15 protein-coding genes are annotated in these 13338 nt (G+C 56.8%); 8 read left to right on the forward strand and 7 right to left on the reverse strand.

Annotation, left to right across the window (positions count from 1 at the left end; genetic code table 11):
• Positions 1–3 precede the first annotated feature (3 nt).
• The 3 genes from LZG00_01250 to LZG00_01260 all read left to right on the forward strand — a co-directional run bounded on the left by LZG00_01250 (position 4) and on the right by LZG00_01260 (position 3040).
• On the forward strand, positions 4–894 hold the full coding sequence (locus LZG00_01250) for an ABC transporter permease subunit (GenBank protein MCF3592622.1): 891 nt from the start codon (positions 4–6) through the stop codon (positions 892–894).
• Entirely contained in the window at positions 891–1712 is an 822-nt protein-coding gene (locus tag LZG00_01255) for an ABC transporter permease subunit (protein ID MCF3592623.1), read from the forward strand. The genes LZG00_01250 and LZG00_01255 overlap by 4 nt, the downstream gene beginning before the upstream one ends.
• 80 nt (positions 1713–1792) lie before the next feature.
• A complete protein-coding gene (locus LZG00_01260) occupies positions 1793–3040 on the forward strand; it encodes an FAD-binding oxidoreductase (protein ID MCF3592624.1) in 1248 nt (415 codons plus the stop codon).
• A gap of 4 nt (positions 3041–3044) precedes the next feature.
• Here the strand turns inward: LZG00_01260 and LZG00_01265 are convergent, their stop codons facing one another.
• Both LZG00_01265 and LZG00_01270 read right to left on the reverse strand, forming a co-directional pair.
• Positions 3045–4397: an aminotransferase class III-fold pyridoxal phosphate-dependent enzyme gene (locus LZG00_01265; protein MCF3592625.1), complete on the reverse strand. Its 1353-nt coding sequence runs from the start codon at positions 4395–4397 to the stop codon at positions 3045–3047.
• A gap of 96 nt (positions 4398–4493) precedes the next feature.
• Positions 4494–5234, reverse strand: coding sequence for a glutamine amidotransferase (locus LZG00_01270; protein MCF3592626.1), 741 nt, complete (start codon positions 5232–5234; stop codon positions 4494–4496).
• A gap of 138 nt (positions 5235–5372) precedes the next feature.
• Here LZG00_01270 and LZG00_01275 point away from each other — a divergent pair, with 138 nt between their 5' ends.
• The 3 genes from LZG00_01275 (at position 5373) to lpxK (ending at position 7845) form a co-directional block, all read left to right on the forward strand.
• Entirely contained in the window at positions 5373–5615 is a 243-nt protein-coding gene (locus LZG00_01275) for a DUF4170 domain-containing protein (protein ID MCF3592627.1), read from the forward strand.
• A 140-nt stretch (positions 5616–5755) separates the two neighbouring features.
• A complete protein-coding gene (locus LZG00_01280; GenBank protein ID MCF3592628.1) occupies positions 5756–6844 on the forward strand; it encodes a 3-deoxy-D-manno-octulosonic acid transferase in 1089 nt (362 codons plus the stop codon).
• Complete coding sequence (lpxK, locus tag LZG00_01285) at positions 6844–7845, forward strand: tetraacyldisaccharide 4'-kinase (GenBank protein MCF3592629.1); 1002 nt, start codon at positions 6844–6846, stop codon at positions 7843–7845. Before LZG00_01280 ends, lpxK begins: the two co-directional genes overlap by 1 nt.
• A gap of 115 nt (positions 7846–7960) precedes the next feature.
• Here the strand turns inward: lpxK and LZG00_01290 are convergent, their stop codons facing one another.
• The 3 genes from LZG00_01290 to LZG00_01300 form a co-directional block, all read right to left on the reverse strand.
• Positions 7961–9067 (reverse strand): site-specific DNA-methyltransferase, encoded by a 1107-nt coding sequence (locus LZG00_01290; protein MCF3592630.1) that lies wholly within the window; start codon positions 9065–9067, stop codon positions 7961–7963.
• A gap of 98 nt (positions 9068–9165) precedes the next feature.
• Positions 9166–9789 carry a ribonuclease HII gene (gene rnhB / locus LZG00_01295; protein ID MCF3592631.1) on the reverse strand — a complete coding sequence of 208 codons (624 nt, stop codon included), beginning with the start codon at positions 9787–9789 and terminating at the stop codon, positions 9166–9168.
• A 149-nt stretch (positions 9790–9938) separates the two neighbouring features.
• The gene (locus tag LZG00_01300) at positions 9939–10361 is read right to left on the reverse strand and encodes a hypothetical protein (protein ID MCF3592632.1); all 423 of its coding nucleotides are present in this window, start codon (positions 10359–10361) and stop codon (positions 9939–9941) included.
• A gap of 189 nt (positions 10362–10550) precedes the next feature.
• On the opposite strand from LZG00_01300, the gene LZG00_01305 reads away from it, so the two are divergent.
• Entirely contained in the window at positions 10551–10841 is a 291-nt protein-coding gene (locus LZG00_01305; GenBank protein MCF3592633.1) for a hypothetical protein, read from the forward strand.
• Complete coding sequence (locus tag LZG00_01310; protein MCF3592634.1) at positions 10813–11511, forward strand: hypothetical protein; 699 nt, start codon at positions 10813–10815, stop codon at positions 11509–11511. Before LZG00_01305 ends, LZG00_01310 begins: the two co-directional genes overlap by 29 nt.
• Positions 11512–11670: 159 nt before the next feature.
• Here LZG00_01310 and LZG00_01315 read toward each other — a convergent pair whose 3' ends face one another.
• Both LZG00_01315 and LZG00_01320 read right to left on the reverse strand, forming a co-directional pair.
• On the reverse strand, positions 11671–12333 hold the full coding sequence (locus LZG00_01315) for an OmpA family protein (protein MCF3592635.1): 663 nt from the start codon (positions 12331–12333) through the stop codon (positions 11671–11673).
• 130 nt (positions 12334–12463) lie between these two features.
• Positions 12464–13300, reverse strand: a complete 837-nt coding sequence (locus LZG00_01320) for a bifunctional helix-turn-helix domain-containing protein/methylated-DNA--[protein]-cysteine S-methyltransferase (GenBank protein MCF3592636.1) — start codon at positions 13298–13300, stop codon at positions 12464–12466.
• Between the last annotated feature and the right edge of the window lie 38 nt (positions 13301–13338).

Here is a 13338-nt window from a genome sequence, read left to right on the forward strand (position 1 = left end):
GAAATGCGCCGTGCCTTTCTCATCTTGGTGCCGTATCTCTGGCTTCTGGCGCTGTTTCTTATCCCTTTTCTGATCGTTCTGAAGATTTCGCTCTCGGACACCGCGCTGGCTATTCCACCTTACACACCGACGCTGGATTTCTCCGAAGGCTGGGCTGGGATCAAATCATTCTTTGCCGATTTGGACCTTGAGAACTTCTGGTTCCTGAGCAGCGATGATCTCTATTGGAAAGCGTATCTTTCCAGTCTTTCGATTGCTTTCTACTCAACGATCCTGGCGCTGATTGTGGGCTATCCGATTGCATATGCAATGGCGCAGGCCCCCAATGAATGGCGTCCGACATTGATGATGTTGGTAATCTTGCCATTCTGGACCAGCTTTCTGATCCGGGTCTATTCCTGGATGGGAATCCTGAGCCAGGATGGCTTCCTCAATCAATTTCTGTTGTGGACCGGATTGATCTCGGAGCCACTGACGATTCTCAACACCAACACTGCGGTCTATATCGGGATCGTCTACACCTACCTGCCGTTCATGATATTGCCGATTTACGCGGCACTCGAAAAGCTTGATGAATCGCTTCTTGAAGCGGCGGAAGATCTGGGCTGCTCGCGCATTCAGGCATTCTGGATCATCACAGTGCCGCTTTCCAAGAGCGGCATCATCGCCGGGTGTTTCCTCGTCTTTATCCCCGCGCTGGGCGAGTTTGTGATCCCGTCGCTTCTTGGCGGATCGAAAACCCTGATGATCGGCAAAGTGCTTTGGGAAGAATTTTTTAACAACCGTGATTGGCCGGTGGCCAGCGCCGTGGCTGTGATACTGCTCTTGATACTGATCATCCCGATTATCCTGTTTCAGCGTAACGAGCAGAAAAGCAGGGAGGCGGAGGGATGAGACGGTTCAGTTGGTTCAACGCCACCTCCCTGACAGTGGGCTTTGCGTTTCTCTACTTGCCGATGATCATTTTGGTGATCTACAGCTTCAATTCGTCAAAGTTGGTAACGGTCTGGGCAGGGTTCAGCACCAAATGGTATGGCGAGCTTTTCCAGAACGAGGCGTTTCTGAATGCCGCATGGGTAACCCTCAAGGTGGCGGTGGTGTCATCGACATTTGCCACTGTTCTGGGCACGATGGCGGCCTATGTCATGGTGCGTTCGGGCCGGTTTCTGGGACGAACCCTGTTTTCCGGGATGATCTATGCGCCGCTGGTGATGCCCGAAGTGATCACCGGCCTATCACTTTTGCTGCTCTTTATCGGCATTGGGTTGGACCGAGGCATCGTTACCATCATCCTGGCCCATACGACATTTTCGATGTGCTACGTTTCGGTTGTGGTGTCGTCCCGGCTGGTCAGCTTTGACCGATCTCTGGAAGAAGCGGCGCTTGACCTTGGCTGCTCTGCGTTTGAGGCGTTTCGCTTAGTAACACTGCCAATCATCGCCCCTGCGGTGATCTCGGGTTGGTTGTTGGCATTCACCTTGTCGCTGGATGATCTGGTGATTGCGTCCTTCACCTCGGGGCCATCGGCCACGACGTTGCCGATCAAGATATTTTCGGCTGTGCGTCTAGGCGTGAGTCCGGAAATCAACGCGTTGTCGACCATCATGATCTCAATTGTGACCGTAGGCGTGATTACCGCATCGCTGGTGTCGAAGCGGGCTTCGGTTCGCCAGCAAGCCGATGAGCAGGCAGCCGTGCGCGCAGACGGATGAGGCGCATACATTCTCAACATGCCTATTCGGATGCTCGGATTGAGCGATGTTTTTGGGCTGAGGCCGTCCCTGACAACAAGTTGTTCCGCCCGGTGCTGAGTGGAACGCGTAAAGCGGATGTTGTGATCATCGGGGGCGGGTATACAGGCCTTTCTGCTGCACTACATCTGGCGCGGGATGGCGTGAACGTGGTTCTGTTGGAAGCGCGTTTTCCAGGTTGGGGCGCTTCGGGGCGCAATGGCGGATTTTGTTGTCTCGGCGGTGCCAAGCTGGAAGACAAACAGATTGATCGCGCCCATGGAAAACCTGCACGGCTGGCTTGGCGGATGGCCGAGAAACGCGCGATTTCCTTTGTTCGTGCGCTGATCGAGCGAAATGGGATCGACGCAGATACGCATTCGGTGGGGGAAACCATCCTGGCACATAAACCGCGCCGCAAGTGGCTTGACGATGAAGCCGCAGCTTGCGACGAGAATTACGGTGCAGCCGCAGAGTTGTATTCTGCCGACGATCTCAAGGCTCATGGGCTAGGTGGTCCGTTTCATGGCGGGATGACGATTCCCAATGGGTTTGCCCTGCACCCGCGCAAGTACCTCTTGGGCTTGCTAACAGCGGCAGAGCAGGCAGGCGCTCAAGTTTTTGGCAATACGCCGGTTTCGCAGATCACGAAAAGCCAAAGCGGATACCGGTTGATGGCTGGGCAGGCCACGCTGGACTGCAAACAGGTTCTAATCGCTACCAATGGCTATTCCAGCGAGGACGTTCCGCCTTGGATGGCGGCGCGTTATCTGCCGGTACAATCATCCGTTCTGGTGACCCGCCCGCTTGAGCAGGCCGAATTGGACGCCGCGGGTTGGACAAGTCGGCAGATGGCATATGATACACGCACCTTGTTGCACTATTTTCGATTGCTGCCAGACAATCGGTTCCTGTTCGGGATGCGTGGTGGCTTGCGATCAACCGACAGGTCGGAAGCGCGCAACAAGAAAGACATTCGGCGTGATTTCGAGGCGACGTTTCCGGCATGGCGCGAAGTCGAAGCGCCATTTTACTGGTCCGGGATGGTTTGTCTGTCTCCCCGGCTCAGGCCACTTTGCGGACCCGTCCCCGATATGCCGGGGGTTTTTGCAGGGTTCGCCTTTCACGGGAATGGTGTGGCGATGGGAAGCTACGCAGGTGCGCAACTTGCCCAGATGATGCAGGGCAAGACCCCGGAGCATCCGTTGCCCGAATTCACCAGACAACCGCCGGGACGTTTTCCGCTGGGGCGTTTTCGCAGCGCCTTGATGTGGCCAGCCTATGCCGTTGCCAGGCTGGCCGATCTTTAAACCTCTAGACGGCAGAGAACGCGGCATCCAGCGCATCCAGAACGGTTTGCACTTCTGTATCAGTGATGGTGAGTGGCGGCGACATCAGGATGTTGTGCGCACCGAGACGAACCATTGCACCTGCCTCGTAGGCGGTTTTGTGAATACGTTTCATCGTGACCATGTCCATCGGTGTCTTGGCGGCTTTGTCCGTGACAATCTCGATTCCTGTCATCAGCCCGTGCCCGCCACGAATGTCACCTATGATGTCGTGTTTCTGCGCCAACTTTTGAACGCCTTCGAAAAGTTGCGTGCCGCGTGCCTTGGCATTGGTCTTGGTGTCGAGCCGCAGGGTTTCTGACAGGCATGCCGTTACCGCCGCCGCGCCCACGGGATGGGCGGAATAGGTATAGCCATGGAAAATCGCGGCTTCGCCGGTGGTGTCCTTTTCGAACACCTCGGCCACCTTGTCATTGAGCAATGCGGCGCCAACGGGGAAATAGCCCGAGGTAATACCCTTGGCGGTGCTCATCATGTCGGGCTTCACGCCCCAATGGCGCGCACCGGTCCAGTCTCCGAGACGGCCGAACCCGGTGATAACTTCGTCGGAGATCATCAGGATACCGTGCCGGTCGCAGATCTCGCGCATCAAGGTCATGAAGCTGGCATCGGGCACGATGACTCCACCAGCGCCCTGGACCGGCTCCATTATGAAGGCGGCGATGGTATTGGCCCCCTGGAAGTTAATTTCGTCCTCCATCGTCTGTGCAATGAGTTGCGCCAGTTTGGCCGGGTCGGCTTCGTTGAACGGATTGCGGTAGGAATAAGGGCTGGGCAGGTGATAGCAGCCGGGCAGGAGTGGCTCGTAATTGATGCGGAACCGGTTGTTGCCATTGACCGAGGCGCCGCCGAAATGGGTGCCGTGATAACCCTTCTTCAGAGACAGGAACTTGGTGCGGGTCGGCTCTCCGCGCAGGCGGTGATATTGCCGCGCGAGGCGCAGCGTGGTTTCCACGGAATCGGATCCGCCCGAGGTAAAGAACACCCGGCTCATGCCGTCGGGTTCAAAAAACTCGCGCACGACATATGATGCTTCAATCGCGGTGGGATTGGTCGATCCGGCAAAAGCGGAATAGTAGGGCAAGTCATAGAGTTGCTTGGCAATCGCTTCTTTCACCACATCGTTGGAATAGCCCAAGTTCACACACCAGAGACCGCCAACAGCATCGACCACACGATTCCCGTCGATATCGGTGATATGCACGCCTTCGGCGCCCTTGATGATGGTGGGCGGGTTTTCAAGGCTGTCGGCGGGATGGGCCATCGGGTGCCAGAGGTGCCTCGCATTGTTCTCTTTCAGAAAATTTTCGTCTTTCATCCTGCCCTGCCTTCTGAGCTGTTTGGGGTAATTTGATCAAATTTCAGAATGCCGTCAAAAAGTGTAAAAGCCAAGGGTGCTGTTGGTTGGCCGGTCTTAGTCTCGGGCGTAGGTCTTTACGAAATTCTTCAAAACAAGCTCGGGTGCATGCACGTCTGCCGCGCGGCACATATCAATCAGGCGCTCGGCATCTTCGGGCGGGAAGTAACCGCGGTGCTTGTAGATGTGGATTCGGGTTTCGAAACCCAAATCGTCAGCCTCGGGATGAAACTGGGTGGCATAGACGTTGTTGGCAAAGCGGATCATCTGAAACGGGCAGGTGGGTGAACTGATCAAGTGCACGCAGCCCTGGGGCAAAGATTGTATCGCCTCCTTGTGGCCTACAAATGCGTGAAACGTATCGGGCATTCCTTCACAGATCGGGTCGGTCTTGCCCTCGGGGGTCAGGGTGCAATCGGTGGTGCCGACTGGTTCGCCATAGCGCGCTTTGCTGACGTCGCCGCCCAGATGATGACCCAAAATGCCAATTCCATAACAACAGCCAAGATAGGGGAAATCGCGCGCCGTGATCTCGGGCATCAAAGACAGCACGGCCTCTTCAATGCGCGCTTCGAGTGGCGATTTGCAATCGGGCGCGTCGCTGACACATCCTGGCCCACCGCCCACGATCACCCCCGAGAAATCGTCAAGATCAAGATCGCTAGGCAGATCATTCTGATCAAGACGGATGCGCATGACGTCCTTCCCGCTCAGCTCGCCCTTGCGCAAGATCGCGGCAAACTCATCGTCCGAGGCTTCGGTTTCCGGGCGCAATTGTAAAACGAGAAAGGGTTTCATGCACTTTCCTCCACTCTACCCCCTTTTTAGTGTCGTTGCGTGAAGGTCAAGATGCCAAACACTCCGTAGGCCGCCTTGACCCTTCTCTTGATATGCTTAGGTTGGGCCGCGCAACGCACCCTTGGGGAGAACCAGACGATGGTACAACGGCTTCATCTTGTCTTCGGGGGCGAATTGGTCGACCCGAGCAAGAATGTATTTGCGAATGTAGATGACATCCACGTTGTCGGAATTTTCCCCAACTATGCCAAAGCGTATGATGCATGGAAATCCGAAGCGCAACGCACCGTCGACAACGCCCACATGCGCTACTACATCGCGCATCTTCACAAGTTGCGTGATGAAGAGACAGAAGTGTCGCCGACCGAAGAACTCGGCTGATGTAAATGGCAATACGGCGGTCGGCTTCGCTTGCGGCATATCTGGCGTTGGCGCGCCGCGGGGGGAATGCGCCGACGCAATTTCGCACGCTTCGCCCTGAGGGACCGCTTGTATGGGGACACGCCACTTCAGTTGGAAGGGTGGCGGCGTTGCTGCAAATTGCGACCCGATTGAAAATGCAATTGCCGACGTTGAACCTTGTTCTGACGACAACGCCGGACATTCCCAAGCCGTTCCATCTTGAAGATTGGTGTGTCTGGCAGGAGATTCCTGAAGACACGCTTCAGAATGGTGAAGCATTTCTGACGCATTGGAAGCCGGACATTTGTCTTTGGACCGGCGGACATTTCAGACCCGCACTTTTGCATCAGGCAGAGAAGCTGAACATGAAGATGTTCCTGATAGACGTGGACTCTGACGGATTGAGTGCCACGCATAACCGCTGGCTTCCAGAGTTGACGCGCGCCAATCTGCGCGCCTTTCAAGCTGTTTTTGCCCGAACCGGGACAGCTGCACAAACTTTACGGCGGTTCGGGGGTGCAAATGAGATTGTCGAAGTGACTGGCCCGCTTCAAGAGGGCGGCGTGCCGCTTGAATGCAACGAGAGAGAACGAGAAGAGATGAGCCAGATTCTCGCCGGGCGCCCGATCTGGCTTGCGGCGATGGTGCAGGGTGACGAGTTGAAAACCGTTTTGGATGCGCACCGGAAGGTAAGCCGCATGGCGCTGCGCCTGTTGCTGATCCTTGTTCCCGATGACGAAACCGACGGGCCCGAATTTCTTGAAGTGCTCAAAAGGGAGGGGTTTAACACTGCTGTTTGGTCGCATGACGAGGTGCCGGACGAGACCTGCCAAGTGTTGCTGGCGGATACTTGGGGCGACCTGGGACTTTGGTACAGGCTTTCTCCGGTTACATTGATGGCAAGCTCATTGACTCAAGGTCAGAGCGGGGGCGACCCATACGAGCCTGCAGCGTTGGGTTCGGCAGTGCTCTATGGCCCACATGTCGGACGGCATCTGGCAACCTATTCGCGGTTTGCGGCGGCGGGGGCTGCGCGAATCGTGAAGGACGCGGAAAGCCTCGCTGGGGCCTTGCAACAGTTGTTGGCGCCGGATCAGGCGGCCCTAATGGCGGCTGCAGGCTGGGAGGTGGCCTCGGAGGGGGCCGAGGTGACCGACCGGGTGATAAACATGGTGCTGGAAACGCTTGATGAACTGGAAGTGAGCTGATGCGCGCACCTGGGTTTTGGTTTACTCCGCCAGACAAGCCGACGCTTTCCGCTCGGCTTCTTGGGCCGATGGGCCGGGTTTATGCCGCAGCAACCGCCCGGCGTGTGGCACAAGAGGGTCAAGACTCAGGCTGCCCGGTGATCTGCATTGGCAATTTGAACGCGGGCGGTACAGGCAAGACGCCGACGGTTATTGCGTTGGCGCAGCACCTTCAGGCCAATGGGTTGCGTCCTCACGCGGTATCGCGCGGATATGGTGGCACGTTGGAAGGCCCGGAGGAGGTGCATGAACGCAACCATCGTGCCGAACAGACAGGTGATGAACCGCTGCTTCTGGCGGCCTTCTTGCCAACATGGGTGTCCAAGGACAGGTTGGCGGGGTGCCGTGCGGCGGCGAGTGCCGGGGCCGAAGTGATCCTGCTTGATGACGGATTTCAAAACCCCTCGGTTAACAAAGACGTCTCGATCATCGTGGTCGACGCGGCGAAGGGCTTTGGCAACGGGCGCTGCCTCCCTGCGGGGCCGCTGCGCGAGCCGGTAGAGGCGGGAATGAAGCGGGCTGATTTACTGCTTTCGATCGGGTCCGGGCCGGCACAGGCAGAGTTTTTCCGGCAGTGGGGCAAGGCAATTTCCGTTCCACATGCGCGCGGGCATCTTGCCCCGCTGCACACTGGAATGGACTGGTCTGGGCAGTCATTTCTTGCCTTCGCGGGAATTGCCCACCCCGAAAAATTCTTTGAAACGCTCAGGAGTGTTGGGGCGCAATTGGCCGAAACGCGCGCTCTTGATGACCATCAAGAGTTGACGCCTGCACTTTTTAGTCGACTTGACGCGCGAGCAAAGGCGCTTGGTGCGCAACTGGTAACAACCGAAAAGGATGCGGTGCGATTGCCGCCGCAGCATCGCCATCAGGTTTTGACATTGCCGGTGCGTTTGGAGGTCGAAGACTGGGCGCCGCTGGATCATGTGCTTCAACCGATAATGGAAAGCGTCCGATCTTAGTGCGCGCTTGATTGAAGCCAAGCAGGCGAAATAAAAAATGCCCTGCATCCGAATGGATGCAGGGCAGTTGAAGTGCCTAGGGTCAGGCCACAGGCACCGGCGGTGTTCTTGGGATTCAGTTTCGCATTTCAGAGCGAATTTGTTGCCGAAACAGGTCAATCGGAACAGTCTTGCCGTCGCGTTTGATGCACCAATAAGTCCAGCCATTGCACGAGGGCGCACCTTCGAGATGGGCACCAACCTGATGAATCGAACCCTTGATATCATCCCCGATCAGAGTTCCATCGGCGCGCACCTTGGCCTTGTGGCGGCCGTTCAGAGAATACAGATCTTCGCCGGGGCGCAGCATGCCGCGTTCGACCAGCTGCCCGAAAGGCACGCGCGGCTCCGATCGCTTGGACGTCGTGACTTCAAGCGCCGCCTTGTCGAACTTGCGGATCTTGGATAGCCGTTTCAAGGCGACCTTGCGATAGGCTTCTTCCCGTTCGATCCCGATGAAATCGCGGCCCAACATCTTGGCCACTGCACCGGTAGTACCTGTGCCAAAGAATGGATCGAGGACCACATCACCGGGGTTTGTGGTACCCACCAGAAGGCGGTGCAGCAACGCTTCGGGTTTTTGCGTCGGATGTGCCTTGTCGCCGTTTTCATCCTTGAGACGTTCACCACCATTGCAGATCGGGATCACCCAATCCGAACGCATCTGAATACCTTCGTTGAGCTCCTTGAGAGCCTCATAGTTGAAAGTATATTTTGCACCTTCGGATTTTGATGCCCAGATCAGGGTCTCGTGGGCATTTGTAAAACGCTTGCCACGGAAATTCGGCATCGGGTTCGATTTGCGCCAGATCACGTCATTGAGGATCCAATAGCCCTGGTTCTGCAATTCGGCGCCCATGCGAAACACATTGTGATAGGATCCGATAACCCAGAGTGCGCCGTTGGGCTTCAACACACGTTTGGCGGCCTTGAGCCAGGCACGGGTGAATTTGTCATAGATCTTGAAGCTGTCGAACTGATCCCAGTGATCGTCGACCGCATCGACCTTGGAGTTGTCGGGGCGATGCAGGTCGCCCTTGAGCTGAAGATTATAGGGGGGATCGGCAAAAATCAGATCGATGGAATCTGCTGGCAATGCATTCATCGCCTCAATGCAATCGCCTTCGAGAATCGTATTGAGAGGGAGCGCCGCAGCGCCCGTTTTTGTCTTTATCGTTGTCATTTTCTGCCTCTGTCCAGGCGCGGTTATTTGCGCTCATTGGTTGAAGCTAGGATGAGACATTGACGATTCGCGGTCAAATTCTTTTTCGAATCAGTGGGTTAGTTTTTTTGTTGATACAAGATATTGTGGACCGGTTTGAAGGATCGTCTATGATGTGGGGTGACCCCAAGACTTTGAAGCGCCAGTTTGTGGCTTTTGGACGGGTATCCGGCATTCGTCTCCCAGCCATAGCCGGGAAACTGTTGCGCTAAATCCCACATCCCGCGATCCCGCCATATTTTCGCCATGATTGAGGCCGCCGATATCGACAGAGAGCGGGCATCGCCCTTTACAATTGCTTCGCACGAAAGCGTAAGCCCGGCGGGGATCATGTTGCCGTCGATCAAAACGTGGTCAGGGGAAACAGATAATCCTGCCACGGCCCGTTCCATCGCGAGATGCGAAGCGCGCAGGATATTGAGGCGGTCAATCTCTTCGACGCTCGCCTCGGCGATAGAAACCCGTGCGACCTCCATGATCTGATCATAGAGTGCCTCGCGGCGTTTGGCGGTCAGTTTCTTGGAATCATTCAGGCCGTCTGGAATGCGTGTCGGATCGAGGATCACGGCTGCTGCGGTGACGGGACCGGCGAGGGGGCCGCGCCCGACTTCATCGACCCCTGCGATCCGCGCCAACCCCCGGTTGATAGCGGCCTGTTCGAAGGAAAAATCTGGTGTGCTCATACGCGTTATTGCCCCCATACTCCAATGGGAGACAAGACGAAAAAGAGAGCGCCCCCGCCGGGGCTGGCGGGGGCGCTCCTGCTCGTCGCGGTCTGGGACGCCGGATTGGACGACTGGGTCCGACGATGACCGCTTCTCACCTCAACACTTTAGCGCCGGTTGTAGTGGCGGTTGTTGGCGCTATTGCGATGGTTCTGGACGCAGCGAGCATCATATTTTTGGACGTATCCACCGCCCCTTGTGGGATAGGAGCGCAGGCAGCGGTTGGGCAGATGGTTGGCCTGTGCGCGCCGTGGCAAGGGGCGTGGTTGGACGCGCTGATGTGAGTGCCTTTGAGCGCGTGGTTTAACGCCGTGGTGTTTGTGGTATTGGTAACGTGTGTCCGCCCGTCCCACATGTGAGTTGCGCTCATCACGGTTCTGATTGGAAATGGCAGCGCCGATGATGGCGAGGGTTGCGGCCCCCACGATGAGGTTGCGAGTGCGCTTGTCACTGGCCTCAGCCTGTGATGCGGTAACGCCTGCGACGGTGACTGACAGGGCGACGATGGCGGCAATGAATTTGCGTGACATGGGGTGGGCCTTTCCTGTGGGGTCGTTCGATCTGTTGTGGCAGCAGCGGGAATACCGCGCTGTGGTGTGCCATCAACATGGGTCCACTGGCCAAAGTCGCGCAATAACACGCCCCGGTTATCGGATATCATGAGGTCTAAGGCCCGATGGATATTGAATATCTGTGAAATGTTGCCCATCGTGCATGCTATGAAACAGATAGTTCTCTCACTTGTCGCAGCCCTCGTTCTTGGGATTGCCAGCACCGCCGCTGAGGCGGCCTGCTATGCCGATTACAAGGCCAAGCGCGACAACCCGCTCAAGCTGCATTACGGAGTGATGCAACTGCGTGGTGAATGTTCGAAGCAAGCCGCGCGTGCCGAAGTGAGCCAGCGGCTGAATTCGAATGGTTGGATATTGCTCAACGTGCTGTCGGTGTTTGATGATGGTGGGCTGGGCCAAAGGAAAGATAGTGCAGGACAGTTCTTCCTCCGTTTCTGAGCGTCGTCCGGGACGCATCGTTGTCATCGGCATCGGCGCCATTTTGGCGCTGCTTCTTGTTGCGGCGGTGGTGTTGTTTTTCACCTTGCCGGACGCGAATGCGTTCAACGCCCGGGTTGAGCAGCTTTTTATCGAAAATGATGATCTGACCAGTGGTGCGGAAATCAAGCTGTTGGAGATCCTCGCGCAATCGGGCACCGCCTTTGGCGATACTCTTGCCAGCTATCGCGTGGTGATTTTCGTGCTGCTGATTTTCGCGACCGCGATGTTGATCGCTGCGCTAGTGTTTCTGGTAATGCTGGCCGTGATGAATCGACGGATGGCCCAGATTGAGCGAGCTGGTATTCAGGTGAATTCGCTGTTGATCAGCCGAGAGGAAAACACAGTTTATCTCAATAATCTCGGGTTCAAGCTGACCGGGGCCGCGATGGAAACGCTCAGTGTTCTGGCAGAGGCGCGGATGGATGACGATGTGCTGTCGGGTGCCGAGATCGAAGCAGTAATCTCTGGCCGCTCCGCCGCTGATTGTGAGGAAGCGGCGGGGGCGACGCGGGTGAAACGCTTGCGCGATACGCTGGGCAATCAATTGGTTAGCGAGCTTCTGGTCAAGAATATTGCGCGACGTGGATATATCCTGTCGATCGACAAGGACGTGATTCAGGTTCTTTGAGCCAGTGCATCAAGAGTTCTGGTAGTTTCTGATATGCAGGCGAGACGGTTGTCCATGACAAGACAAGCCTAAGTGCCGCTTGATTTTGTGCGGATGTACGAACGCCCCGGCACATCGTCCGGGGCATTCATGTCAATTGGAGCCAGAAGACTTTGAAAATCAGGCGTTTGGCAGGATAACGATCTCGACCCTGCGGTTTTGCTGGCGGCCTTCCGGTGTGAGGTTTGAGGCTATCGGCTGGCTTTCGCCACGACCCACAGACAGAACCCGCCCGGCAGAAACACCCTGATTGACGAGCACCAGTGCCACGGACTCGGCCCGGCGGTTCGACAGGTTCTGGTTGTAAGTTGCATCACCGGTACTGTCGGTATGGCCCAACACCTGCACCGTGCTGTTGGGATAGCTGTTGAGGTTGCCCGCAACGGCGCGAATGTCGCTTACCAGATCGGGACGTAACGTGTCGCTGTCGGTGGCGAAAAGGATGTCCTGTGGCAAGGTCACGATCAGGCGGTCACCGGTGTTGTTGATCTGCACGTCGTTGCCGACTGTTTGGCGCAGGTCACGCTCTTGCCGATCAAGGATCGAACCCGCGACGACGCCGCCCGCCGCACCGACGACTGCGCCGATGGCAGCGCCTTTGCCGCGGTTGCCGCTTCCGGCGGTGATTGCGCCAAGGGCGGCACCAAGACCTGCACCCAGCAGCGCGCCGTCTCGGGTTTTATTGCTTTCGCCGTTGCCGATCATACCTGGGTCGGTGCAGGCAGTGGTCAGAGCCAGAGACCCTGCAGCCAGTGCCAAGGTGAATTTCGTGGTCATCGTCATTGTATTACTCGCTCTGCCTTTGGGTGGTACCGCTTTGCGCGGCTATGGCCGCAATATAGGCCAGTCATAGGGATGCCCCAAGTAAAGAAATGGGGGAAACCGGCGGCAAATCGCGCATATTCAATGAAAATTATGCCTCGGCGCGCGCGCTTTCCCATGCCAGAAGTGCGCGTTTTACCGGTAAGCCCCAGTGATATCCGCCGAGTGCGCCGGATTTTCGAAGTGCGCGATGGCAGGGGATCAGCCAGCTGACCGGGTTGCGCCCCACCGCAGTTCCTACGGCGCGCACGGCTTTGGGGCGGCCGATGGCCGCTGCGATTTCAGAGTAGGTGGTGACGTGGCCAGAGGGGATTTGCAGCAATGCTTCCCATACTTTGATCTGAAACGGCGCGCCGATCATATGCAGCGCGGTTTCACCTTTTTGCGAAAACGCGGCATCGACCAACGGTTTGAGCGTGGAAGAATCCTCGATGAATGCCGCCATGGGCCAGCGTGATACCATGTCGTCCATTGCGGCCTCTTTTCCGGTTTCCGAGGCGAAGGCCAGACCGCAGATACCTTTGGCCGTACCCATCACCAAGGCCTCGCCGAACGGACTGTCAAACCAGCCCCAGGAGATCGTTTGCCCTGCGCCTTTGCGGGCAAATTCGCCGGGACTCATCGCCTCCCAACGCACGAACAGATCGTGCAGGCGGCCCGACCCGGAAAGGCCTAGGGAATGCGAGACCTGAAGCGTTGTCATGTTCTCGGCCAGCATTTTCTTGGCCTGGCCCAGTTGCAGATATTGTTGATAGCGTTTGGGGCTAACACCCACCCACTGCGAAAAACTGCGCTGAAAATGCGCAGGGCTCATATCCATCGCGGAGGCGAGCGCTTCCAGAGATAGCGGCGCCTCGGAGGCGTCGATTAGGTCAAGCGCGCGGCGCATGACTTGGAAATGATAACTTTGTTGCGGCTCGGCGTTCATTTCGCGTGTCCTTTGTGAAGTTATATCCAGAATATGAA

The organism is Rhodobacteraceae bacterium LMO-JJ12, assembly GCA_021555075.1.
GTDB lineage: Bacteria > Pseudomonadota > Alphaproteobacteria > Rhodobacterales > Rhodobacteraceae > JAKGBX01.